The 23,316-nt window shown below is 40.3% G+C and carries 17 protein-coding genes, 3 tRNA genes, 3 rRNA genes and 1 pseudogene; 18 read left to right on the forward strand and 6 right to left on the reverse strand.

Annotation, left to right across the window (positions count from 1 at the left end; genetic code table 11):
• The 4 genes from DQM95_RS02035 (at position 1) to DQM95_RS02050 (ending at position 4,732) form a co-directional block, all read left to right on the forward strand.
• Positions 1 to 1,374, forward strand: a complete 1,374-nt coding sequence (locus DQM95_RS02035; RefSeq protein ID WP_037593280.1) for a glycoside hydrolase family 32 protein — start codon at positions 1 to 3, stop codon at positions 1,372 to 1,374.
• A gap of 14 nt (positions 1,375 to 1,388) precedes the next feature.
• Positions 1,389 to 2,264: a fructokinase ScrK gene (scrK, locus tag DQM95_RS02040; RefSeq protein ID WP_037593281.1), complete on the forward strand. Its 876-nt coding sequence runs from the start codon at positions 1,389 to 1,391 to the stop codon at positions 2,262 to 2,264.
• Between the two features lie 182 nt (positions 2,265 to 2,446).
• Entirely contained in the window at positions 2,447 to 3,904 is a 1,458-nt protein-coding gene (locus DQM95_RS02045) for a glycoside hydrolase family 1 protein (protein WP_037593282.1), read from the forward strand.
• Positions 3,905 to 4,030: 126 nt separating this feature from the next.
• Positions 4,031 to 4,732, forward strand: a complete 702-nt coding sequence (locus tag DQM95_RS02050) for a gamma-glutamyl-gamma-aminobutyrate hydrolase family protein (protein ID WP_037593283.1) — start codon at positions 4,031 to 4,033, stop codon at positions 4,730 to 4,732.
• A gap of 39 nt (positions 4,733 to 4,771) precedes the next feature.
• Here DQM95_RS02050 and DQM95_RS02055 read toward each other — a convergent pair whose 3' ends face one another.
• From DQM95_RS02055 to DQM95_RS02070, 4 genes are read right to left on the reverse strand one after another with little or no spacing between them, the layout of a single operon-like run.
• Positions 4,772 to 5,602: an energy-coupling factor transporter transmembrane component T family protein gene (locus tag DQM95_RS02055; protein WP_037593284.1), complete on the reverse strand. Its 831-nt coding sequence runs from the start codon at positions 5,600 to 5,602 to the stop codon at positions 4,772 to 4,774.
• A complete protein-coding gene (locus DQM95_RS02060) occupies positions 5,568 to 7,271 on the reverse strand; it encodes an ABC transporter ATP-binding protein (RefSeq protein ID WP_111685925.1) in 1,704 nt (567 codons plus the stop codon). The genes DQM95_RS02055 and DQM95_RS02060 overlap by 35 nt, the downstream gene beginning before the upstream one ends.
• A 12-nt stretch (positions 7,272 to 7,283) precedes the next feature.
• Positions 7,284 to 7,829, reverse strand: a complete 546-nt coding sequence (locus DQM95_RS02065; RefSeq protein ID WP_012657856.1) for an ECF-type riboflavin transporter substrate-binding protein — start codon at positions 7,827 to 7,829, stop codon at positions 7,284 to 7,286.
• Between the two features lie 11 nt (positions 7,830 to 7,840).
• Positions 7,841 to 8,686, reverse strand: a complete 846-nt coding sequence (locus DQM95_RS02070) for an SAM hydrolase/SAM-dependent halogenase family protein (protein ID WP_037593285.1) — start codon at positions 8,684 to 8,686, stop codon at positions 7,841 to 7,843.
• 175 nt (positions 8,687 to 8,861) lie between these two features.
• Here DQM95_RS02070 and DQM95_RS02075 point away from each other — a divergent pair, with 175 nt between their 5' ends.
• The 7 genes from DQM95_RS02075 (at position 8,862) to DQM95_RS02105 (ending at position 15,289) form a co-directional block, all read left to right on the forward strand.
• On the forward strand, positions 8,862 to 9,680 hold the full coding sequence (locus DQM95_RS02075; RefSeq protein ID WP_037593287.1) for a Cof-type HAD-IIB family hydrolase: 819 nt from the start codon (positions 8,862 to 8,864) through the stop codon (positions 9,678 to 9,680).
• Between the two features lie 279 nt (positions 9,681 to 9,959).
• Positions 9,960 to 11,508, forward strand: a 16S ribosomal RNA gene (locus DQM95_RS02080).
• 73 nt (positions 11,509 to 11,581) lie between these two features.
• Positions 11,582 to 11,654: transfer RNA gene (locus DQM95_RS02085), tRNA-Ala, on the forward strand.
• 194 nt (positions 11,655 to 11,848) lie between these two features.
• Positions 11,849 to 14,749: ribosomal RNA gene (locus tag DQM95_RS02090) — 23S ribosomal RNA — on the forward strand.
• 202 nt (positions 14,750 to 14,951) lie between these two features.
• Positions 14,952 to 15,067, forward strand: a 5S ribosomal RNA gene (gene rrf / locus DQM95_RS02095).
• The 16S, 23S and 5S rRNA genes sit together here with 3 tRNA genes alongside, the layout of an rRNA operon.
• Positions 15,068 to 15,072: 5 nt before the next feature.
• Positions 15,073 to 15,146: transfer RNA gene (locus tag DQM95_RS02100), tRNA-Asn, on the forward strand.
• Between the two features lie 69 nt (positions 15,147 to 15,215).
• Positions 15,216 to 15,289 (forward strand) — tRNA-Arg (locus DQM95_RS02105).
• 65 nt (positions 15,290 to 15,354) lie between these two features.
• Here the strand turns inward: DQM95_RS02105 and DQM95_RS02110 are convergent.
• Positions 15,355 to 16,704, reverse strand: a complete 1,350-nt coding sequence (locus DQM95_RS02110) for an aspartate kinase (protein ID WP_037593551.1) — start codon at positions 16,702 to 16,704, stop codon at positions 15,355 to 15,357.
• A 150-nt stretch (positions 16,705 to 16,854) separates the two neighbouring features.
• Here DQM95_RS02110 and truA point away from each other — a divergent pair, with 150 nt between their 5' ends.
• Genes truA through DQM95_RS02130 form a run of 4 tightly spaced genes read left to right on the forward strand, consistent with a single transcriptional unit; the run spans position 16,855 to position 19,400 of the window.
• Complete coding sequence (gene truA / locus DQM95_RS02115; RefSeq protein ID WP_037593550.1) at positions 16,855 to 17,607, forward strand: tRNA pseudouridine(38-40) synthase TruA; 753 nt, start codon at positions 16,855 to 16,857, stop codon at positions 17,605 to 17,607.
• A complete protein-coding gene (locus DQM95_RS02120) occupies positions 17,594 to 18,361 on the forward strand; it encodes a bifunctional hydroxymethylpyrimidine kinase/phosphomethylpyrimidine kinase (RefSeq protein WP_037593549.1) in 768 nt (255 codons plus the stop codon). The genes truA and DQM95_RS02120 overlap by 14 nt, the downstream gene beginning before the upstream one ends.
• Positions 18,348 to 18,815 (forward strand): ECF transporter S component, encoded by a 468-nt coding sequence (locus tag DQM95_RS02125; RefSeq protein ID WP_012657862.1) that lies wholly within the window; start codon positions 18,348 to 18,350, stop codon positions 18,813 to 18,815. Before DQM95_RS02120 ends, DQM95_RS02125 begins: the two co-directional genes overlap by 14 nt.
• 18 nt (positions 18,816 to 18,833) lie before the next feature.
• Positions 18,834 to 19,400, forward strand: a complete 567-nt coding sequence (locus tag DQM95_RS02130) for a TIGR01440 family protein (RefSeq protein WP_111685926.1) — start codon at positions 18,834 to 18,836, stop codon at positions 19,398 to 19,400.
• A 75-nt stretch (positions 19,401 to 19,475) separates the two neighbouring features.
• Here the strand turns inward: DQM95_RS02130 and DQM95_RS02135 are convergent.
• Positions 19,476 to 20,319 (reverse strand): annotated as a pseudogene (locus DQM95_RS02135) (mechanosensitive ion channel family protein).
• A gap of 266 nt (positions 20,320 to 20,585) precedes the next feature.
• Between DQM95_RS02135 and tig the strand changes: the two are divergent.
• The 3 genes from tig (at position 20,586) to rpoE (ending at position 23,260) form a co-directional block, all read left to right on the forward strand.
• Complete coding sequence (gene tig, locus DQM95_RS02140) at positions 20,586 to 21,869, forward strand: trigger factor (protein ID WP_037593548.1); 1,284 nt, start codon at positions 20,586 to 20,588, stop codon at positions 21,867 to 21,869.
• A gap of 73 nt (positions 21,870 to 21,942) precedes the next feature.
• Positions 21,943 to 22,644: an HAD family hydrolase gene (locus DQM95_RS02145; protein WP_037593546.1), complete on the forward strand. Its 702-nt coding sequence runs from the start codon at positions 21,943 to 21,945 to the stop codon at positions 22,642 to 22,644.
• 49 nt (positions 22,645 to 22,693) lie between these two features.
• The gene (rpoE, locus tag DQM95_RS02150; RefSeq protein WP_012657867.1) at positions 22,694 to 23,260 is read left to right on the forward strand and encodes a DNA-directed RNA polymerase subunit delta; all 567 of its coding nucleotides are present in this window, start codon (positions 22,694 to 22,696) and stop codon (positions 23,258 to 23,260) included.
• Positions 23,261 to 23,316 lie beyond the last annotated feature (56 nt).

Here is a 23,316-nt window from a genome sequence, read left to right on the forward strand (position 1 = left end):
ATGATAGAAAAAACGTTTACGGTTGAAAGAGCTAATCACTTTATTGATAAAAATCAATCAATGGTTATTGATACTTATAAACCAGATGTACATTTTACTGCTCCAGTTGGTTGGATAAATGATCCAAATGGATTTGTCTATTTTAGAGGAGAGTATCATCTTTTTTATCAATATTATCCCTATGACAGTGTATGGGGACCAATGCATTGGGGCCATGCGAAAACTAAAAATTTTATAGATTGGGAAAATTTACCAGTAGCCTTAGCGCCAGATATGCCCTATGATAAAGATGGTTGCTTCTCTGGAAGTGCTTTTGTCAAAGATGATACCTTATGGATAATGTATACAGGTAATATCATTGACGAAGTGAATGGTAACAAGCAAGTGCAAAATATTGCTTTTTCTAAGGATGGTGTGAACTTTGAAAAAATAGCTACGAACCCAGTAGCTACAGGTGACATATTACCAGATACAATTGTAAAATCCGACTTTAGAGACCCAAAATTATTTGAAAAAGATGGTCGGTTTTATGCAGTGGTTGCCGCTCAGCATAAAGATAATGTAGGTTGTATTGTCTTATTAGGATCAGAAAACTTAATCGAATGGTCATTTGAGTCTATTTTATTGAAAGGTAATCATTCACAAGGTGTTATGTGGGAATGTCCAGATTATTTTGAGATGAATGGTCATTCGTACTTAATTCTTTCTCCAATGAAGTATCCCAAAGATGGCTTACATTTCTCCAATCTCAATTCCTCCATTATTATGAAAGGTACTGTAGACTGGGAACAGAAACAATTTCATGTGACATCCGTTCAAGAGCTAGATCAAGGTCATGATTTTTATGCTCCTCAGACCTTAATTGATGATAAAGGACGACGTGTGATGATTGCTTGGATGCACACATGGGGAAGAAGAGTTGTGACGCATGATTTCAAACATCATTGGTCAGGACAAATGACAATGCCAAGAATTTTATGCGATGAAAAGGGTATTGTGAAACAAAAGTTGCCAGAGGAAATAATGGCAAATCTCCCTACTTTATCTCTAAATAATGTTGTTAAAAATGCAGGTGTCTTATCTCTTGAAGGAGATAAATCTCATCATTTCATTCTTGGGAATGATGACGATTATATTTCATTTGGATATGATGATTTAAAAGAACTCGTTTATATCGATCGCAGTCAACAAGCCATTATAATAACTGGTGAAGAGGATTGGGACACTAACATGAAAGCAGCTGAAATCAAAGCTAGTAAATTAGATATTATCATTGATAAAAATACGATAGAAATATTTGTCAATGATGGAGAAGCTACCTTGAGTTCCACTTACTTTATTCAGAAACAACCAATATTACAAGAAAAAGTCTAGAGGAGAAACATGTCATGTATGCAAGTATTGAAGCAGGAGGGACAAAATTTGTCTGTGCTATCGGAAATGATAATTTAGAAATCATTGAAAAGACACAATTTGCAACGACAACTCCAGAAGAAACATTGAAAAAAACAATTGAATTTTTAAAGCCTTTTGAAAAGCTTTTGCAATCGATTTCGATTGGTTCTTTCGGTCCCATTGATGTCGATAAGAATTCTCCTACTTATGGATATATTACTTCGACGCCCAAAAAACATTGGAGTAATGTTAATCTTGTGGGGTGTTTAAAAGAAGCTTTTGATTTGCCGATTTATTTCACAACTGATGTCAATGCATCAGCTTATGGAGAGATGATTAGTCGTCAAAAAATAAACAACTTGGTTTATTACACAATAGGTACAGGTATTGGAGCAGGTGCTATTCAAGATGGTCAATTTGTTGGTGGCTTAGGACATACAGAAGCTGGGCATACCTATGTTATGTCGCATCCGACTGATATTGAAAATGGATTTACCGGTGTTTGTCCATTTCATACGGGATGTCTTGAAGGTATGGCTGCTGGACCAAGTTTAGAGGCAAGAACTGGTATCAGAGGTGAGCTGATTTCAAAGGATTCGCCAGTATGGGACATTCAAGCTTTCTATATTGCCCAAGCAGCTATACAAGCAACTATGCTCTATCGACCTCAAGTGATTGTTGTTGGTGGTGGTGTTATGGCTCAAGAGCACATGGTTGAAAGGGTTCATCGCCAATTTGAGAGTTTACTTAATGGGTACCTTCCAGTGCCAGATTTAAAATCGTATATTGTCACCCCAGCTATTGAAAATAATGGATCTGCAACAATTGGCAATATCGCATTGGCAAAATCTCTCGTAAAAAACACATGATTCACACCAAGCGTTCGCTATCTGTCACCATTCAGTAAGATAAAAAACCAGTAGGGTCTAGAAGGGCTTTACTGGTTTTTCTTTTGCTTTCCTTAGTTTTTCTGATTTTTTAGGTATATAATAATGGTAGGGGTTTCACTGAAAGGTGGATCAAAATTCAGAGATAGGTAAAGGAGTTTTGTATGGCTATTTTTAGAGATGATTTTCTTTGGGGTGGTGCCATTGCTGCCAATCAAGTAGAGGGTGCTTGGAATTTGGATGGTAAAGGCATGTCTGTTGCTGATGTGGCTAGCTTCAAGCCGCATTTGGATGTGAAGGATTATGCTGGACACAATAAAGTGACCTCGCAAATGATTGAGGAAGCTATGGCGGCGGGAGATTCAAAGGATTACCCCAAACGTCGAGGCATCGATTTCTATCACCATTATGAAGAAGATATTGCCTTGTTTGCTGAAATGGGCTTTAAAGCTTTGCGTCTGTCTATTGCCTGGACACGTCTTTACCCAACTGGGGAAGAAAGTGAACCTAATCCAGAAGGTATTGCTTTTTACAAGAGGGTTTTTGAGTGCCTTAAAGCACATCATATCCAACCCATTGTAACCCTATCTCACTATGAGATGCCCTTGCATTTGAGTGTCACTTACAATGGCTGGGTGGACCGTTCTATCATCGATCACTTTGTACGCTTTGCTGAAACCTGTTTCCGAGAATTTGGAGACTATGTGACCTATTGGTTGACCTTCAACGAAGTGGATTCTGTCGGTCGACACCCCTTCACCACAGCAGGTATCATTCCAGACCGTTGCACCGACTATAGTTTAGAAGAAGCAGTCTACCAAGCTCTTCACCATCAGTATGTCGCGGCAGCTTTGGCCACAAAGAAAATGCGACAACTCATCCTGGGCAGTCACATGGGCTGTATGCTAACCAAATTAACCACCTACCCTAACACCTGTCACCCTAACGACGTTCTCCTGTCCTTGTCTAAAAATCTGGAAAACTACGCTCATTCCGATGTTCAAATTTTCGGTTGCTACCCAAGGTTGTATCAGCATTTCTTGGCTTCCAAGGGCATTAGGATAAAAGCAGAGCGAGGAGATCATGCTATTCTGGCTGAAGGGAAAGCCGACTACCTAGCATTCTCATATTACATGTCGCGGACAGAATCAGCTGACCCCACTAAAGAACAAGTGGCGGGCAATACCATCATGAGTGTTAAAAACCCTTATCTAGCCTCAACAGACTGGGGTTGGCAGATTGATCCGGTTGGTCTACGTATTTCTCTCTTGGAACTCTATGACCGTTACCAAATTCCCTTGATGATTGTTGAAAACGGTATGGGAGCCCTTGATCACCTGGAAGAAGACGGGAAAATCCACGATTCCTACCGCATCGACTACCTCAGAGAACACATTGCTGAGATGGCAAAAGCAGTGGAAATGGGGGTTGATTTGTTGGGCTATACTAGCTGGGCTCCTATCGATTTAATCAGTGTCTCCACGTCACAAATGTCTAAACGCTATGGTTACATTTATGTGGATCAAGATGATTTAGGGCAAGGTAGTCTAGAACGTTACCAAAAAGATTCTTTCTATTGGTATCAAAAAGTCATCCAAAGTAATGGTGAGGATTTGGAGTAAGTCTTTCGGACGAGAGATAAAGGCCTCCTTATAAGCTTTCTTTATGGCATCGATAGGGAATTTCTAATACCAAGCTAGTGGCTTGTGTGCTAGAATTATCCTTATCATCTGACAGAGGGAAAGAATATGACAAAGCGACCAATCATTGGCATAACAGGAAATGAAAGCAAAGGCAAAGAGTCTTGGGAAAATGGTATTACCCGGACATACACGTCTAAGATTTTTTCAGATATTATCATGGAAAGTGGCGGACTGCCTATCGTGCTACCCATTGCCCATCCCGACTTTGTTGAAGACTACGTCGCAAGTATTGATAAATTAATGCTAACAGGTGGTCAACATGTTTTGCCTCACTTTTATGGGGAAAAGCGCAGCATCCAGAGTGATGATTACAATGAAGCGCGTGATCTTTACGAATTGCGATTGGTAGAGGAGACTTTAAAACAAGGGAAGCCTATCCTAGGCATTTGTCGTGGGTTACAATTAGTCAATGTTGCTTTAGGCGGTAGCCTAAACCAAATGCTCGCCAATCATTGGCATGAAACAGCACCAAGTCGTGGCCATCAGACGATTCGGATTGCGGATCAAAGCATTCTACATGATATTTTCGGAGATTACCACGACGTAAACAGCTTACACCTCCAATCTATTAAAACCTTAGCTACAGATTTAGAAGCAATTGCTTGGGATAGCAATGATCAAACCATAGAAGCAGTCATCAGTAGACGACATGCCATTTTAGGTTTGCAATGGCACCCAGAATTAATGGTCAGACAAAATCCAGTCAGCCAAAAAATCTTTGACTATTTTGTTAATGACATGGCATAAAAAAGCATACAAAAAATCCTGTCATCGACAGGATTTTTCTTATAGAAAGGGATTGTAAAATCTCCCCTTATTGAGGTAGAAAAGTAAGAGTGATACCAACAAGAGACTGACAGCCAATAGCACCGTCAATGCATCATTAAGATTAAAGGCTTGATACTTATACCAGGTCCTTTTTTTGAATTTGCCAAAGCGTCGCAGTTCCATAGCGGTTGAAACCGTATCGATGCGTTCCAAAGAACTAAAAATCAAGGGAATCAGAATCTGAAGATTGCCTTTAATGCGATCCAGGAGTTTGGCTTTTTTGGATAATTCTAAGCCTCGAGCTTCCTGAGATGTTCGAATCATAAAAAACTCTTCCTGAACATCAGGAATATAGCGCAAGGTCAGACTGACCGCATATGCGACTTTATAAGGTACCCCGATCTGATTAAGACTAGAAGCGAATTGACTGGGGTGGGTGGTTGTCAGGAATAAAATGGCCAAAGGCACTGTCGAAAAATACTTTAAACTCAGATTGACAAGGTAAAAGAGTTCTTCCAATGTTAAATAGAATGGGCCCATGCCTTCAAATAAGACTGTTCGAGAGTGGTAAATGCGTTCGCCATAGGAAGGGGCAAAAAGATAGACCATGACTACATTTAATATGGCAAAAAAGCTAACAAAGGTGATGATAAAAGAGATTTTTTGCCAAGGAACTTTGGCTATTTTTAACAGGAAAAGAGACAAGAGGCCAATGACAATAATGAGTCTGGTATCATAAGTGGTCATACAAGCGACCGACACTAAAATAAAGAAAATCAGTTTACTGGCACCAGACAAGTTATCAAAAAAAGGATTACCCTTCTGATAGCCAAGGAGTTTCTGTGACATGTCTTTTCCTTTCCATAGTAATGTAATAGTCGGTCAAATCCAGTGGTGAACAATGGAGCTTTTCAGCTAAGTGAAAGAGACTAGTCTTTTTCAAATAAGCCTTTTCCAAAATGTCAGCATCAGAAAGTATAGCTTGTGGTTGGTCATCAGCAATGATTTGGCCCTGACTCAATACAAGCGTCCGATCACAATGTTCTAACATCAGCTGCATATCATGCGTTATCATGATGATGGTGTGTCCTTCTAGATTCAAATGATCTAAAAAGGCCATCATCTCAGAATAATGTTTCTTATCCTGTCCGGCCGTCGGTTCATCAAGAACAATGATTTCAGGGTTCAGAACCAGGATAGCAGCAATGGTAACCCTCTTTTTTTGACCAAAGGAGAGGGCCGAAATCGGCCAGTTGCGAAATGGAAAGAGACCGCATACCTTAAGGGTTTGTTCAACCTTTTCGGTGACCTCATCCTCAGAGATTCCTCTTAACCGTAAGCCTTGAGCAACTTCATCAAAAAGCATAGTCTGACTAATCATTTGATTAGGGTTTTGCAAGACATAACCAATGCGGTCGGCTCTTTCTTTGATAGAATCAGCAGAAATATCATTGTCTTTATACAAAATGCTAGCATCACTCTCTAAAAAGCGACACAAGACCTTAGCCAAAGTAGACTTACCGGCGCCATTTTGCCCGACAATAGCAAGACGCTCCCCCTTACCAATCTGCAGATTGATCTCTTTTAAAATAGGCTGGTCTGACTGGTAAGCAAAATTCAGATGGCGTATGTCAAGTAGGATTTTCTTTTCCTCTTTAGGGGAATCGCTCCGCTTATTAGTGAGTTCAAGGCCTGCTAAATTTAGCGCATCCAGTTGACTTAATGGTTCCTGGTCAGAGACTTTGAAACCAAGGTCTTTGAGGCAAGTCAGGTACAAGGGTTCACGAATTCCATTTTGAGCCAATAAATCCGTAGCTAAAAGCTGGTCAGGACTGCCATCAAAGAGAATTCGACCATCGTTGATTAAAATGATTTTATCCACTGGATGATAAAGCACTTCTTCTAAGCGATGCTCGATGATAATAGTGGTTGCCTCAGTTTTTTGATGGAGTTTATCAATCAAATCAATCGTATCTAATCCCGTTTTAGGATCTAAATTGGCTAAGGGTTCATCAAAGAGTAAAATAGGACTCTCATCAACCAGAACACCTGCTAGGCTAACCCTTTGTTTCTGTCCACCAGATAAATCTTGTGGGCGGTGTTCCAAGTAGTCGGCTAATTCTAGTCGCTCGGCCCAGGTAGAGACGGTTGATTGCATCTCAGACTGTTGGATACAATCGTTCTCTAGAGCGAAAGCAATATCCTCAGCAACTGATAAGCCAATAAATTGGCCATCTGGATCTTGGAGGACGGTAGAGACCAATTTGGATTTGTCATAAATAGAAAGATCGAATGCATCCTGTTGATTAATCACTAGCTCCCCTTGATGAGTACCACTAAAATGGTTGGGGATAATGCCATTGAGACAATTGCCTAGAGTTGATTTGCCGCTTCCAGACGGTCCGATAATCAGGACTTTTTGACCTTTTTCAATAGTCAACTGGATATTTTTTAGGGTTGGTTCAGATTGGGCGTCGTATGTGAAACTAAAGTTGTTAAATGTGATAAGGTTTGTCATGGGGCTGACTACCTAATCTTTACGAAGACTGCCGGCCTTAGGACGAGAATTAGCATAGGCAATCAATAGCAATGTTCCACCAATACCAATGGTAAAGGTGTTGGCAAAGGCAGCAAAGAGTCCCTGTGTGAAGACCTTATTGGCAGGTTCTTGGTAAATCAGAATATCTCCCAATGGTGCTACAATAGCCCAAGAGATAAGATTGACAAGTGCTTGAACCAGGTTAAAACTAAGAATATCTTTTTTGCTGAAGATACCTTTATCAACCTTAAGGCGATTTTTTAGGCTACCAATCCCTAAGCCGACAAGTCCACTTGGTAAGACCCAAGACCACCAAACCCCATAGCCAGCAAACATGTCTTTGAGCATGTGGCCGATAAAACCAATAAAGAAACCAGCAACTGGTCCAAATAAAACAGAGAAGAGGGCTTGCACCGCATACTGCAATGAAATAGTGGTATTGGTAAAAATGGTAATTGGGACAAACAAACCAATAATAACAAAAAGTGCAGCGCCAATACCAATAGCAACGACAGTTTTAATAGAAGTGTTTTTCATGATAATCTCCTTTAAGCAATTTTCTTAATGGCAACATGCCAGTTTTGGCCTACACCAACATTATAGGCCTTTGCAAAAGACCCTTGGTTAATGGCAATGCCAACGCGATATAAAGAGTTGATATAAATAATAGGTTGACCGATGCGTACATCAGCAAATGACTTGCCATATGTCACTTGGTTTTGATAAACAAGCATATCGTTGTTATAAATAGTGACCTCAAAGCGGTCGCCAAACTCAGGAGTGAGATATAAAAATTCTTCTCGAGTAATAGAGGTCCAAAGTGAGCCAAATCGAACATCTAGGATATCAATGACACCAACAATGCCATCGTCTTCAATAGTAGTATCCACAACAGGAACCTCAACAATAGCATCGACGGATAATTCCGGCCCAACTTCTTCAAATGTGATATGGCCACTCGCTAGTTTTGCTCCTGTAAAGGCATAGACATCGCGTCCGTGGAAAGTATAGGAAAGTTCTGTGTTTTGGCGTCTATTTTTTGCCTCTGAAATTTCACGAATGGCTTTAATACCAATGTGTTTTTTAATATAAGAAAGTGTCCCATTATCAGGAGTGACAATGTAATGGTTGTTGGCTGTTAAAGCAACAACGCTCTTACGTTTGGAACCGACGCCAGGATCAACAACAGAAACAAAAGTTGTTTCCTCAGGCCAGTACTCAATTGTCTGAAAAAGACGGTAAGAGGCTTCAAAAATATTATAAGGTGTTATATCGTGTGTTAAGTGATGAATGCCTAAAGATGGATTTTCCTGTAAAGCGACTCCAATCATGGCAGAAACGGCTCCGTCGACTAAACCAAAATCGGATTGTAAAACAAGTAAGTTATTGCTCATTAAGACTCCCCTTTTCATTAAAATGGTGATACAACTTTATTCTAACATAAAGAGAAGGCAAGCTAAATAAGGAATCGAAGGCGTAAATCTATAGTCTAAAACTATAACGTCACATGAACAAGGAAAGTCAAGTATAAAATTGATATGTTATAATGGATTAGTTAAAGGAGATTTTATGTATAAATTAATTGCTTTTGATATGGACGGTACCCTTTTACAGTCAGATAAATCCATTGCAGAAACAAGTCTTTCTTCTATAAAAGATGCTTTCCAAAATGGAAAAGAAGTGGTATTGGCCACTGGCCGTCCAAAGTCAGAACTACACATGTACCAAAAGGAATTAGCAAATATACGTTATGGTATTTTAGAAAGTGGCGCCATCGTTTATGATTTTGTTAATGATAAGGTATTAATGAAAGAAGTTATCCCCAAAGATATCTCTGATAAGGTTTATGATATTGTTCAAACAAATGATGTGATGGTTGTCTTAATGATTGATGGACAAGGCTATATTCAACAAGACCATTTTGATCATATTGCGGATTACCATATGAGCATTTATGAGGATCTCTATCGAGACTCTGCGATATTTCTAGACAGTATTCTCCCTAAAATGGAGACTGAAGCAGGTCAATTTGAAAAGATTAATCTCTACTTTAAAACGAATGCTTTACGGGACCACTATTACAAAGTATTAAGCAATGAAAATGTCACCCTTGCAAAAGCAGAAGAAACTGCAATTGAAATAACAGCAAGAGGAGTTGAGAAAGGTCAAGGCCTCAAAAAACTTTGCCAAATTCTTGGCTACTCTATTGTAGAAGCTATCGCAGTTGGTGATGCCGACAACGATGAAAGCATGATTAGAGATGCAGGACTTGGTGTTGCCATGGCTAACGCTAACCAAAATATCAAAAAATTAGCAGATGTTATCGTATCTTCCAATGACAATGGTGGTATTCAGGAAGTTATTGAAAAATTTTTATTAAAAAGCTAAATAAAGCTATTGACAAGTTTGTGACATGTGGGTATACTAATAAAGCTGTCAGAAAGCGCAAGTTGATGGATAAAAAAGAAATAAAAAAGAAAAAATCTATTGACAAACGGCTCGTAACCTGATAGAATATAATAGTTGTCTCGCAAGAGACCAAAGACCTTTGAGAACTGAATAAGACAAAGAAACCAAACGTGAGGGTGATATGTTAGCGCATATTACCTGTCAATTAAGAAACACAATAAATCTGTCAGCGACAGAAACGAACGAGTAAGTTCAAACTAAAATGAGAGTTTGATCCTGGCTCAGGACGAACGCTGGCGGCGTGCCTAATACATGCAAGTAGAACGCTGAGGACTGGTGCTTGCACTGGTCTAAGGAGTTGCGAACGGGTGAGTAACGCGTAGGTAACCTACCTCATAGCGGGGGATAACTATTGGAAACGATAGCTAATACCGCATGACAATAGGGTACACATGTACCCTATTTAAAAGGGGCAAATGCTTCACTATGAGATGGACCTGCGTTGTATTAGCTAGTTGGTAAGGTAACGGCTTACCAAGGCGACGATACATAGCCGACCTGAGAGGGTGATCGGCCACACTGGGACTGAGACACGGCCCAGACTCCTACGGGAGGCAGCAGTAGGGAATCTTCGGCAATGGGGGGAACCCTGACCGAGCAACGCCGCGTGAGTGAAGAAGGTTTTCGGATCGTAAAGCTCTGTTGTTAGAGAAGAACGGTAATGGGAGTGGAAAATCCATTACGTGACGGTAACTAACCAGAAAGGGACGGCTAACTACGTGCCAGCAGCCGCGGTAATACGTAGGTCCCGAGCGTTGTCCGGATTTATTGGGCGTAAAGCGAGCGCAGGCGGTTTGATAAGTCTGAAGTTAAAGGCTGTGGCTTAACCATAGTTCGCTTTGGAAACTGTCAAACTTGAGTGCAGAAGGGGAGAGTGGAATTCCATGTGTAGCGGTGAAATGCGTAGATATATGGAGGAACACCGGTGGCGAAAGCGGCTCTCTGGTCTGTAACTGACGCTGAGGCTCGAAAGCGTGGGGAGCAAACAGGATTAGATACCCTGGTAGTCCACGCCGTAAACGATGAGTGCTAGGTGTTAGGCCCTTTCCGGGGCTTAGTGCCGGAGCTAACGCATTAAGCACTCCGCCTGGGGAGTACGACCGCAAGGTTGAAACTCAAAGGAATTGACGGGGGCCCGCACAAGCGGTGGAGCATGTGGTTTAATTCGAAGCAACGCGAAGAACCTTACCAGGTCTTGACATCCCGATGCCCGCTCTAGAGATAGAGCTTTACTTCGGTACATCGGTGACAGGTGGTGCATGGTTGTCGTCAGCTCGTGTCGTGAGATGTTGGGTTAAGTCCCGCAACGAGCGCAACCCCTATTGTTAGTTGCCATCATTAAGTTGGGCACTCTAGCGAGACTGCCGGTAATAAACCGGAGGAAGGTGGGGATGACGTCAAATCATCATGCCCCTTATGACCTGGGCTACACACGTGCTACAATGGTTGGTACAACGAGTCGCAAGCCGGTGACGGCAAGCTAATCTCTTAAAGCCAATCTCAGTTCGGATTGTAGGCTGCAACTCGCCTACATGAAGTCGGAATCGCTAGTAATCGCGGATCAGCACGCCGCGGTGAATACGTTCCCGGGCCTTGTACACACCGCCCGTCACACCACGAGAGTTTGTAACACCCGAAGTCGGTGAGGTAACCTTTTAGGAGCCAGCCGCCTAAGGTGGGATAGATGATTGGGGTGAAGTCGTAACAAGGTAGCCGTATCGGAAGGTGCGGCTGGATCACCTCCTTTCTAAGGATAAGGAACACGTTGGTTAAGTCTTATTTAGTTTTGAGAGGTCTTGCAAGACGCAGAGACAAACTGTGGGGCCTTAGCTCAGCTGGGAGAGCGCCTGCTTTGCACGCAGGAGGTCAGCGGTTCGATCCCGCTAGGCTCCATAGGATACAGTTCAACTGACCTTAATAGAAGTGAAGTTTCATTGTATCTTAGTATAGTCCATTGAAAATTGAATATCTATATCAAATTCCACGATCATGAAAATGATTGTAGAAAAGTAACAAGAAATAAACCGAAAAAAAGATAAACGCGAACATATTAAAAAAAATCAAGAAGGTCTAAGGACTGGAAATAAGGTTAAGTTAATAAGGGCGCACGGTGGATGCCTTGGCACTAGAAGCCGAAGAAGGACGTGACTAACGACGAAATGCTTTGGGGAGCTGTAAGTAAGCGCTGATCCAGAGATGTCCGAATGGGGGAACCCGGCATGTAATGCATGTCATCCATGACTGTTAAGGTCATGAGAAGGAAGACGCAGTGAACTGAAACATCTAAGTAGCTGCAGGAAGAGAAAGCAAACGCGATTGCCTTAGTAGCGGCGAGCGAAACGGCAGGAGGGCAAACCGAGGAGTTTACTCCTCGGGGTTGTAGGACTGCGAAGTGGGACATAAAGTTAATAGAAGAATTACCTGGGAAGGTAAGCCAAAGAGAGTAACAGCCTCGTATTTAAAATTGACTTTAGCCCTAGCAGTATCCTGAGTACGGCGAGACACGCGAAATCTCGTCGGAATCTGGGAGGACCATCTCCCAACCCTAAATACTCTCTAGTGACCGATAGTGAACCAGTACCGTGAGGGAAAGGTGAAAAGCACCCCGGGAGGGGAGTGAAATAGAACCTGAAACCGTGTGCCTACAACAAGTTCGAGCCCGTTAATGGGTGAGAGCGTGCCTTTTGTAGAATGAACCGGCGAGTTACGATATGATGCGAGGTTAAGTTGAAGAGACGGAGCCGTAGGGAAACCGAGTCTTAATAGGGCGTCATAGTATCATGTTGTAGACCCGAAACCATGTGACCTACCCATGAGCAGGTTGAAGGTGTGGTAAAACGCACTGGAGGACCGAACCAGGGCACGTTGAAAAGTGCTTGGATGACTTGTGGGTAGCGGAGAAATTCCAAACGAACTTGGAGATAGCTGGTTCTCTCCGAAATAGCTTTAGGGCTAGCGTCGATGTTAAGTCTCTTGGAGGTAGAGCACTGTTTGGGTGAGGGGTCCATCCCGGATTACCAATCTCAGATAAACTCCGAATGCCAAGTAGATATAATCGGCAGTCAGACTGCGAGTGCTAAGATCCGTAGTCGAAAGGGAAACAGCCCAGACCACCAGCTAAGGTCCCAAAATAATTGTTAAGTGGAAAAGGATGTGGGGTTGCACAGACAACTAGGATGTTAGTTTAGAAGCAGCTATTCATTCAAAGAGTGCGTAATAGCTCACTAGTCGAGTGACCCTGCGCCGAAAATGTACCGGGGCTAAAACAATTTACCGAAGCTGTGGATCCCTTAGGGGATGGTAGGAGAGCGTTCTATGTGTGAAGAAGGTATACCGTGAGGAGTGCTGGAACGCATAGAAGTGAGAATGCCGGTATGAGTAGCGCAAGACAGGTGAGAATCCTGTCCACCGTAAGACTAAGGTTTCCAGGGGAAGGCTCGTCCGCCCTGGGTTAGTCGGGACCTAAGGAGAGACCGAAGGGTGTATCCGATGGCCAACAGGTTGATATTCCTGTACTAGTATGTATAGTGATGGAGGGACGCAGAAGGCTAACTAAAGCGTGCGACTGGAAGTGCACGTCTAAGCAGTGAGGTGTGAGATGAGTAAAATGCTTATCTCTATAACATTGAGCTGTGATGGGGAGCGAAAATAAGTAGCGAAGTTAGTGATGTCACACTGCCAAGAAAAGCTTCTAGCGTTTAAATACATACTACCCGTACCGCAAACCGACACAGGTAGTCGAGGCGAGTAGCCTCAGGTGATCGAGAGAACTCTCGTTAAGGAACTCGGCAAAATGACCCCGTAACTTCGGGAGAAGGGGTGCTGTCAGCGATGACAGCCGCAGTGAATAGGCCCAAGCAACTGTTTATCAAAAACACAGCTCTCTGCTAAATCGTAAGATGATGTATAGGGGGTGACGCCTGCCCGGTGCTGGAAGGTTAAGAGGAGTGCTTAGCGTAAGCGAAGGTATGAATTGAAGCCCCAGTAAACGGCGGCCGTAACTATAACGGTCCTAAGGTAGCGAAATTCCTTGTCGGGTAAGTTCCGACCCGCACGAAAGGCGTAATGATTTGGGCACTGTCTCAACGAGAGACTCGGTGAAATTTTAGTACCTGTGAAGATGCAGGTTACCCGCGACAGGACGGAAAGACCCCATGGAGCTTTACTGCAGTTTGATATTGAGTATCTGTACCACATGTACAGGATAGGTAGGAGCCATCGAGAACGGGACGCCAGTTTCGTTTGAGGCGTTGTTGGGATACTACCCTTGTGTTATGGCTACTCTAACCCGGATAGGTGATCCCTATCGGAGACAGTGTCTGACGGGCAGTTTGACTGGGGCGGTCGCCTCCTAAAAGGTAACGGAGGCGCCCAAAGGTTCCCTCAGAATGGTTGGAAATCATTCGCAGAGTGTAAAGGTATAAGGGAGCTTGACTGCGAGAGCAACAACTCGAGCAGGGACGAAAGTCGGGCTTAGTGATCCGGTGGTTCCGCATGGAAGGGCCATCGCTCAACGGATAAAAGCTACCCTGGGGATAACAGGCTTATCTCCCCCAAGAGTTCACATCGACGGGGAGGTTTGGCACCTCGATGTCGGCTCGTCGCATCCTGGGGCTGTAGTCGGTCCCAAGGGTTGGGCTGTTCGCCCATTAAAGCGGCACGCGAGCTGGGTTCAGAACGTCGTGAGACAGTTCGGTCCCTATCCGTCGCGGGCGTAGGAAATTTGAGAGGATCTGCTCCTAGTACGAGAGGACCAGAGTGGACTTACCGCTGGTGTACCAGTTGTCTTGCCAAAGGCATCGCTGGGTAGCTATGTAGGGAAGGGATAAGCGCTGAAAGCATCTAAGTGCGAAGCCCCCCTCAAGATGAGATTTCCCATGATTTTATATCAGTAAGAGCCCTGAGAGATGATCAGGTAGATAGGTTAGAAGTGGAAGTGTAGTGATACATGTAGCGGACTAATACTAATAGCTCGAGGACTTATCCGAAAAAGATAAAAAGTTTATTGACAATGAGGTCAACTTCTTGATAAGATATAGATATTCAATTTTGAGTGGGTTAGCTTAAGTAATGAGAACGTAAAGAAATCTGTAAGAAAATAGGAAACAGACGCTGTGTCGCAAGACACAAGGAAGTTTATCTTTTTCACTAAGATTTTAGTTCGAATACAATTAGAGACCAACCGAAAAGTTAAGTGACGATAGCCTAGGAGATACACCTGTACCCATGCCGAACACAGTAGTTAAGCCCTAGAACGCCTGAAGTAGTTGGGGGTTGCCCCCTGTTAGATACGGAAGTTGCTTAGCTTTTATCCGCCATAGCTCAGTTGGTAGTAGCGCATGACTGTTAATCATGATGTCGTAGGTTCGAGTCCTACTGGCGGAGTCTTTAAAGATAGGGTCTCCTATCTTTTTTGATTTAAGGATAGTAACGTGTTATACTATTATTAGGTAAGCACCCTTAGCTCAACTGGATAGAGTACCTGACTACGAATCAGGCGGTTAGAGGTTCGACTCCTCTAGGGTGCATCAAAAAAAGAACATGACATTTGTGTCATGTTCTTTTTCTTTCCTTTTTTCTATAATTGAAAAATCTATTTGAAAAAGGCGTCGTACAACGCTTTAATAGCTTTCTTTTCATCTTTTGATTTCACAACAAACATTATGGAGAATTCACTGGAACCTTGAGACATCATGGTGATATTAATTTGATTGTCGGAAAGTGCTTTTGCAGCAGTTGCAGTTACCCCGATATGACTCTTCATATTTTCACCAACAATCATAATGATGGAGAGATCTTTTGTAATGGACAATTGATCGACTTCAATATTATGAACGAGCTGATTGACAATTTCATCTTGTTTTATAGGTGTTAATTCATGCTCACGAATGACGATAGATAAGTCATCAATTCCAGTTGGCATATGTTCCCAACGAATATTTAAATCTTCAAGGATTTGTAGTACTTTACGGCCAAATCCAACTTCTCTATTCATCAAATATTTGGCAATATTGATGCTGACAAATTTACCGTCTCCTGAAATACCTACAACTGGTGACTGGTTTTCTTTCCGTTCTAAAACGATTTTTGTTCCAGGGTGATCTGGATTATTTGTATTTTTGATGACTAAGGGGATTTTACCACGGTAAGCTGGGATTAAAGCTTCATCATGGAGTACTGTAAATCCTGCATAAGCCAATTCTCGCATTTCTTTGTAGGTTAATTCTTTAATAGAATGTGGTTTATCAACAACACCTGGATGGGCTGCAAAAATACCGTCCACATCCGTAAAATTCTCATACAGTTCTGCACCAACTGCTGCTGCAATTAAGGACCCTGTAATATCTGATCCACCTCTTGAAAAGGTACAAATATCTCCTTCAGCTGTGATACCAAAGAATCCTGGAATGACAAGAACCCCTTCATATTCTTTTAGTTTTTCTAATTTATCATAACTTGACGGAAGAATTCTGGCATTTTGAGGTTCACCAGTAACGAATAGTCCAGCTGTCTTAGGGTGCATGTAGCGCGCCATTAAACCATTACTACGGAAATATTCAGCAACCAGTTTAGCATTGTTATCTTCTCCAGCTGCTAAGAATGTGTCGTATAAAAATGGATTGTCTTCAATTTGATTTTCCGTTAGAGATAAAATGGATTCTTTGATTTGCTCCATAATTTTGTTATGAATATCTAAGTCTTCTGCTATATCTTGATACCTTTTAATAATCCAATTTTGGATTTGTCGGACGTCTCCACCTGTAACAAAAGTATCATGATAGGTGATTAGAGCGTCTGTAATTTTAGTATCTTTGGGATCCTGTTTTCCTGGAGCTGAAACGACAATAATTTTTCGCTCGGAATCTGACGCTACAATGTTAAAAACTTTTTTTAATTGGTTTGCAGATGCTAGTGAACTACCACCAAATTTTGCTACTTTCATCTCATGTCCTCAATTTTATGAATATTAGCACTAATTATAACAAAAAGCATAGAACTTGTCAGTAGTCTTGGCATCTTTTCTTAGATGTGTACGGGGACAGATAGCTAAAATTATATGTGACATCTGATTATTTCGTGCTAAAATGTTAACATGACTAGATATAAAGCAATTATTTCATATGACGGCAGTCAATTTCAAGGTTTTCAACGGCAATCCCATGCCAGAAGTGTTCAAGAGGAAATTGAAAAAACATTAACTAAATTAACAAATGGAAAAGAAATAAAAGTTCATGGTGCAGGAAGAACGGACTCTGGTGTTCATGCTTATGGTCAAGTTCTACACTTTGATTTAGATCAGGATCGTGATTTGGAAAAATTGCGATTTGCTCTGGATACACAATCTCCAGAGGATATTGATTTTATTAGTGTTGAGAAAGTTTCTGATGATTTTCATTCTAGATATACTAAACATCTTAAAACTTATGAGTTTATTGTAGATATTGGGAGACCTAAAAATCCAATGATGCGGCATTATGCGACCCATTTTCCTTATCCATTAGATTTGGACAACATTCAATTAGCAATAAAAGACCTGATTGGTACGCATGATTTTACAGGTTTTACAGCTTCTGGGACGACGATTGAAAATAAGGTAAGAACTATTATTGATGCTAGTGTTAGATATGAAGAGGATAAGAACTTCTTAATCTTCACCTTTACTGGGAATGGTTTTTTATATAAACAAGTTCGTAATATGGTCGGCACATTATTGAAAATCGGGAATAATAGAATGCCTGTTGATCAGATTAAAACCATTCTGGAGAAAAAAGATCGTCAACTGGCTGGTCCAACGCCAGCAGGAAATGGCTTGTACTTGAAGGAGATTATTTATGAAGACAAATAATATATTAGCAATTTCTGGTAATGATATCTTTAGCGGAGGTGGTCTTTATGCGGACCTAAATACTTTTGCCCATTATCAATTGCACGGTTTTTTGACAGTTACATGCTTGACTGCAATGACTAAAAGTGGTTTTGAGGTTTTTGGTATCGATAAAGCTGTTTTTAAACAACAATTAGATAGTCTCAAAACGGTTCCTTTTGAAGCCATCAAGATTGGTTTATTACCAAATGTCGAACTGGCAGAAATCACTTTAGATTTTATCAAAGGACACACAGATATCCCTGTCATTTTGGACCCGGTACTTGTCTGTAAAGAAAAGCAAGATGTTGCTGTAAGTCAACTGCGTGATGAGTTATTGAAATTCTTTCCTTATGTCACTCTCATCACTCCTAATTTGGTGGAAGCGGAGCTTTTGGCCCAAAAGAAAATTAGGACAGTTGATGATATGAAATTAGCTGCTCAAAAGCTTTACGCCTTAGGTGCTCGTCAAGTGGTGATAAAGGGTGGTAATCGCTTAAGTCAAGAGATGGCGATTGATTTGTACTATGATGGGACAGAATTTACCATTTTGGAATCCGCTATTTTAGAAGAAAATAATATCGGAGCAGGTTGTACTTTTGCTTCGGGTATAGCTAGTCAGTTGGCTTTGGGGATTTCTCCGCTAGACGCTGTTAGAGAGGCGAAATCATTTGTCTACCAGGCTATTTTACATTCAGATCAATATGGAGTGAAACAAATTTATGATGAAAACTAAGACAAGTCAAATGACTCTATTATCTATTTTAACAGCCCTTACAATCATTTTAGGGAAATTTGTGAGTATTGGGACCCCAACAGGTTTTTTGACATTGTTGGATGCAGGCATTTATTTTACGGCCTTTTATCTAGGAAAAAAGGAAGGCATGATTGTTGGTGGACTATCAGGCTTTCTGATTGACTTGATTTCAGGTTATCCCAATTGGATGTTTTTTAGTCTAATCGCCCACGGTGCACAAGGCTATTTTGCTGGGATGACAGGTAAACAAAGACCTCTTGGAATAATATTGGCTTCACTAGCTATGGTTGCGACCTATTTTGTAGCAACTATCCCAATGTATGGAATGGGAGCAGCAATCTCTAGTCTCCTAGGAAATGTGTGTCAAAATCTTTTAGGGATGATTGTTGGCTACCTTCTCTATATCAGTTTTTCAAAAGTGAAAAAGGCCTAAGAAAGGAGCAAATCAGCTATGATTTCATTAACAGACTTAAAAGTAGAAACACAAGCTATTGTTGTAGATATTGTAGAGCGCAGTGGTATCAAAAAAGGACAAGTTTTTGTTCTAGGCTTATCCTCTAGCGAAGTTCTAGGCGCTAAAATTGGAAAAAATTCAAGCCTTGAAGTTGGTGAAGTTATTGTCGAAACCATTTTAAAAGTCTTAAGGGAAAAGGGAATTTATTTGGCAGTTCAAGGTTGTGAACATATTAATCGAGCCTTGGTTGTAGAAGAAGCTGTCGCAGAGGATAAAGGATTTGAAATTGTCAACGTATTACCTAGCTTACATGCAGGTGGTAGCGGTCAATTAGCAGCCTTCAAATTAATGGAAAACCCTGTTGAAGTTGAAGATATCGTGGCTCATGCCGGTTTAGATATCGGTGATACCTCTATTGGCATGCATGTTAAAAAAGTACAAGTGCCATTAGTACCAATTCAAAGAGAATTAGGGGGAGCACATGTCACAGCTTTGGCTAGTCGACCTAAACTAATTGGTGGTGCTAGAGCCTTATATCAAAGTGATTCTATCCGTAAGAATTAAAAAAAGCCATATTGTAGAGCTCCTATTTGTTAGAAAATTTTCTAACTTTAAGGAAGTCATACAATAAAGGCTTTTTTATTTTGCTGTGGTGTGAATGGTGTTACTAGTTGGCAATTCAATGCCTTCTTTTAACAAGGCTTCTTGATACAACTTATAAAAGGTATGGTAGATATGATATTGTTGACCATTCTCTGTGAAGATAGCAATTCGGAATGAAAACTGACCATTTGTTGCTATTTGAGGTCCTAAAACATTTGGTTTGTCAATAATTTCAGGGAAGTGGCTGACTTCTCTCTTATTGACACTTTCGATAATATCTGAAACTTTTTCTAAATTTGTTGTGGAATACAAGGGGATTTCAATTAATGCTCGCATGTTTCCACGTGATTTATTACTAACAACGGTTATACTTCGGTTGGGAATAAAATGAAGGGTACCATCATATCCTCTCACTTGTGTCGTCCGAATTCCAACACTTGAAATGGTTCCATCGATTGATGCAATAGAGACATTGTCGCCAACTTCAAATTGATTTTCAAAAAGAATAAAGAAGCCATTAACGACATCGGATAAAAATCCTTGTGCCCCAAGACCAATAGCTACCCCAGCAATTCCAGCTCCAGCCAGTAAACTTGAAACAGGAACATTCAGAAGTGAAAGGACCCAGTAAATCAGTAAAAAGTATAAGAAATAATTTAAAAGATTATGGATTAATTTGGTAAGTGTATTTTTGCGAGCTTGACTCTGTCTTGAAAATGAGAAGGATTTTAGAATAGCTTTTTCAAAGAAACGATTAGTGAGTTGCTTTAAAATAGCAAAAAAAAAGGAACAATAGTATAAGCGAAATAACTTTTGAAAACAGTGTTACTAGTATTTCCTCAAGCTGCAGATGCTCAAGATAATTCATAATAAATGTCATGGTGAATCCTTTCTATCTAAGATAGTCTAACAAAAAAATGTCAAAATGAAAACTTTCTGGATAGAAATATCTTTCAATTACGCAAGTATCCGTGATTTAAAAGCATTTCAGTTGGAAAAGGGGGAAACTCTTTAAAAAATCACAAAAGAGGAAACTATTCAAACTGCTTTTCAGAAGTCTTGGCTTTTGCGATAAAAGACTTTAAAATAGCGCTAAAATATGATAGAATGAACTGTATCTAAATTATTTTAAGGAGAAATGACTTAATGTCTACATCATTTGAAAACAAAGCTACAAACCGTGGCGTCATTACATTTACAATTAGTCAAGATAAAATCAAACCAGCTCTTGATCAAGCATTTAACAAAATTAAAAAAGATTTAAACGTTCCAGGTTTCCGTAAAGGTCATCTTCCACGTCCAATTTTCAACCAAAAATTTGGTGAAGAAGTTCTTTATGAAGATGCTTTAAATATTGTATTACCAGCAGCTTACGAAGCAGCAGTAGCAGAACTTGATTTGGCTGTTGTTGCTCAACCAAAAATTGATGTGGTTTCAATGGAAAAAGGTAAAGATTGGGAAATTTCAGCTGAAGTTGTTACAAAACCTGAAGTAAAATTAGGTGAATACAAAGACTTAGCCGTTGAAGTGGAAGCATCTAAAGAAGTTACTGATGAAGAAGTAGACGCAAAAATTGAACGCGAACGCCAAAATCTTGCTGAACTTGTTGTTAAAGAAGATGCAGCAGTTGAAGGTGATACAGTTGTTATCGACTTCGTTGGTTCTGTTGATGGTGTAGAATTTGACGGTGGTAAAGGTGAAAACTTCTCACTTGAACTTGGTTCAGGTCAATTTATCCCAGGTTTTGAAGACCAATTAGTAGGTACAAAAGCTGGCGAAACAAAAAATGTTGAAGTTACTTTCCCAGAAGATTATCAAGCTGAAGATTTAGCTGGTAAAGCAGCAACATTCGTGACAACTGTCCACGAAGTAAAATCTAAAGAAGTTCCTGCTCTTGACGATGAATTGGCAAAAGATATTGATGAAGAAGTTGAAACGCTTGATGAATTAAAAGCAAAATATCGTAAGGAGCTTGAAGCTGCTAAAGAAATTGCTTTTGATGATGCCGTTGAAGGGGCAGCTATTGAATTAGCCGTTGCAAATGCTGAAATCGTTGAATTACCTGAAGAAATGGTTCATGACGAAGTACATCGTGCTATGAATGAATTTATGGGTAACATGCAACGTCAAGGTATTTCACCTGAAATGTACTTCCAATTAACAGGTACAACTCAAGAAGACCTTCACAAACAATATGAATCAGAAGCTGACAAACGTGTGAAAACTAACCTTGTTATCGAAGCTATTGCTAAAGCAGAAGGCTTTGAAGCAACTGATGAAGAAATTGAAAAAGAAATCAACGACTTAGCAACTGAATACAATATGCCAGTGGAACAAGTTCGTACGCTACTTTCAGCTGAAATGTTAAAACATGATATTGCAATGAAAAAAGCAGTTGAAGTGATTACAGAAACAGCAAAAGTAAAATAAGCAAAATAACTGTTGAAAAGAGAGATTGAAGTCATTGATTTCAATTTCTTTTTTTCGCTATTGGAGGGAAATAATGTTAAAGGCTGTCATTTTTGATATGGATGGTGTTATTGTCGATACTGAATACATTGATTTTCAATTACAAAGTGACTTTATTAAATCCATTGCCAAACATCCAGAACAATTGACTCATCATGATTTTTCGCAACTGGTTGGACGTTCAGGTCGAGATTTACTGGAAAGAATCCAAAGTTTATGTCAATCAGACATCAGTTTTGCAGAAATCTATAAGGGGTTTGATGCTATCAATGACCAAAAGTATAGCCAAGAAATGATCAAAACTCATTTCCGAAAGGATATTGTTAAGATTATTGAGTTTGCGAAAAAACATGGCATTGCTTTAGCTATTGCTTCTTCGAGTTCTAAACAACATATTCTCAAGGTATTAAAAACCTGTCGGATTGACGATGCCTTTAACCTCATAGTTTCGGGTGAAGATTTTAAGGAAAGCAAACCAAATCCTGCGATTTATCAGTTTGTTTTACGACAATTAGATATTCATGCTTCTGAGGCAATTGTCATTGAAGATTCTCCATCTGGAATTGCTGCTGCGAAGTCGGCTGGTATTCCTGTTATTGCTTATGAGGAAAAAAGAATGCTAGTCGATCAGAGCCAAGCAAATATTATTTTGCCTAATATGCAAGCTATCTCTGAAAAAATAATGAAAATAGTCCAGGAAGAAAAGATTTTTACTGAGAAAAACTTTGACGAATGAGGCATTTTAGCGTAAAATAGTAAGGAATGATAAAATAAGGAGAACTGCCTTGAAATTAGACATATTTGCGGGACAAGAAAAAAGCGAGCTATCAATGATTGAAGTAGCACGCGCTATTTTAGAAGAACGTGGACGCGATAACGAAGTTTATTTTAGCGATTTAGTGAATGATATCCAAACTTTTTTAGGAAAATCTGATGCGGATATCCGTCAAGCCTTGCCATTTTTCTATACCGATTTAAATACCGATGGTTCTTTTATTCCATTAGGTGATAACAAATGGGGACTTCGTTCTTGGTATGCCATTGATGAAATTGATGAAGAAATCATTACATTAGAAGATGAAGAAGACGGCGCTCCAAAACGCAAGAAAAAGCGTGTCAATGCCTTTATGGATGGTGATGAAGACGCAATTGATTACAGCGATGATGATCCAGAAGATGAAGATTTTACGGAAGAAACTTCTGATGTCGAATATGACGAAGAAGATCCAGATGATGAAAAATCTGAAGTGGAATCTTATGATTCTGAATTAAATGAAATCATTCCTGAAGATGACATTGAAGAAGTGGAAATCAACGAAGAAGACGACGAAGATGATGAGGAAGAAGAATAATTAGTTGTTTTTCCTTAGCATGTGATAATGTAAAAAAAGATATTTCTTGTATTTGA

The organism is Streptococcus uberis, assembly GCF_900475595.1.
Classification (GTDB): Bacteria; Bacillota; Bacilli; order Lactobacillales; family Streptococcaceae; genus Streptococcus; species Streptococcus uberis.

What these genes read in the sequence shown, in the direction of transcription:
- DQM95_RS02050 (WP_037593283.1), top strand. Translation starts at nt 4,031, where the DNA reads ATGACAAAGCGACCAATCATTGGCATAACAGGAAATGAAAGCAAAGGC.
- truA (WP_037593550.1), top strand. Translation starts at nt 16,855, where the DNA reads ATGACTAGATATAAAGCAATTATTTCATATGACGGCAGTCAATTTCAA.
- DQM95_RS02065 (WP_012657856.1), bottom strand. Translation starts at nt 7,829, where the DNA reads ATGAAAAACACTTCTATTAAAACTGTCGTTGCTATTGGTATTGGCGCT.
- tig (WP_037593548.1), top strand. Translation starts at nt 20,586, where the DNA reads ATGTCTACATCATTTGAAAACAAAGCTACAAACCGTGGCGTCATTACA.
- DQM95_RS02145 (WP_037593546.1), top strand. Translation starts at nt 21,943, where the DNA reads ATGTTAAAGGCTGTCATTTTTGATATGGATGGTGTTATTGTCGATACT.
- DQM95_RS02130 (WP_111685926.1), top strand. Translation starts at nt 18,834, where the DNA reads ATGATTTCATTAACAGACTTAAAAGTAGAAACACAAGCTATTGTTGTA.
- DQM95_RS02055 (WP_037593284.1), bottom strand. Translation starts at nt 5,602, where the DNA reads ATGTCACAGAAACTCCTTGGCTATCAGAAGGGTAATCCTTTTTTTGAT.
- DQM95_RS02120 (WP_037593549.1), top strand. Translation starts at nt 17,594, where the DNA reads ATGAAGACAAATAATATATTAGCAATTTCTGGTAATGATATCTTTAGC.
- DQM95_RS02060 (WP_111685925.1), bottom strand. Translation starts at nt 7,271, where the DNA reads ATGACAAACCTTATCACATTTAACAACTTTAGTTTCACATACGACGCC.
- DQM95_RS02070 (WP_037593285.1), bottom strand. Translation starts at nt 8,686, where the DNA reads ATGAGCAATAACTTACTTGTTTTACAATCCGATTTTGGTTTAGTCGAC.
- DQM95_RS02075 (WP_037593287.1), top strand. Translation starts at nt 8,862, where the DNA reads ATGTATAAATTAATTGCTTTTGATATGGACGGTACCCTTTTACAGTCA.
- DQM95_RS02035 (WP_037593280.1), top strand. Translation starts at nt 1, where the DNA reads ATGATAGAAAAAACGTTTACGGTTGAAAGAGCTAATCACTTTATTGAT.
- scrK (WP_037593281.1), top strand. Translation starts at nt 1,389, where the DNA reads ATGTATGCAAGTATTGAAGCAGGAGGGACAAAATTTGTCTGTGCTATC.
- DQM95_RS02110 (WP_037593551.1), bottom strand. Translation starts at nt 16,704, where the DNA reads ATGAAAGTAGCAAAATTTGGTGGTAGTTCACTAGCATCTGCAAACCAA.
- DQM95_RS02125 (WP_012657862.1), top strand. Translation starts at nt 18,348, where the DNA reads ATGATGAAAACTAAGACAAGTCAAATGACTCTATTATCTATTTTAACA.
- DQM95_RS02045 (WP_037593282.1), top strand. Translation starts at nt 2,447, where the DNA reads ATGGCTATTTTTAGAGATGATTTTCTTTGGGGTGGTGCCATTGCTGCC.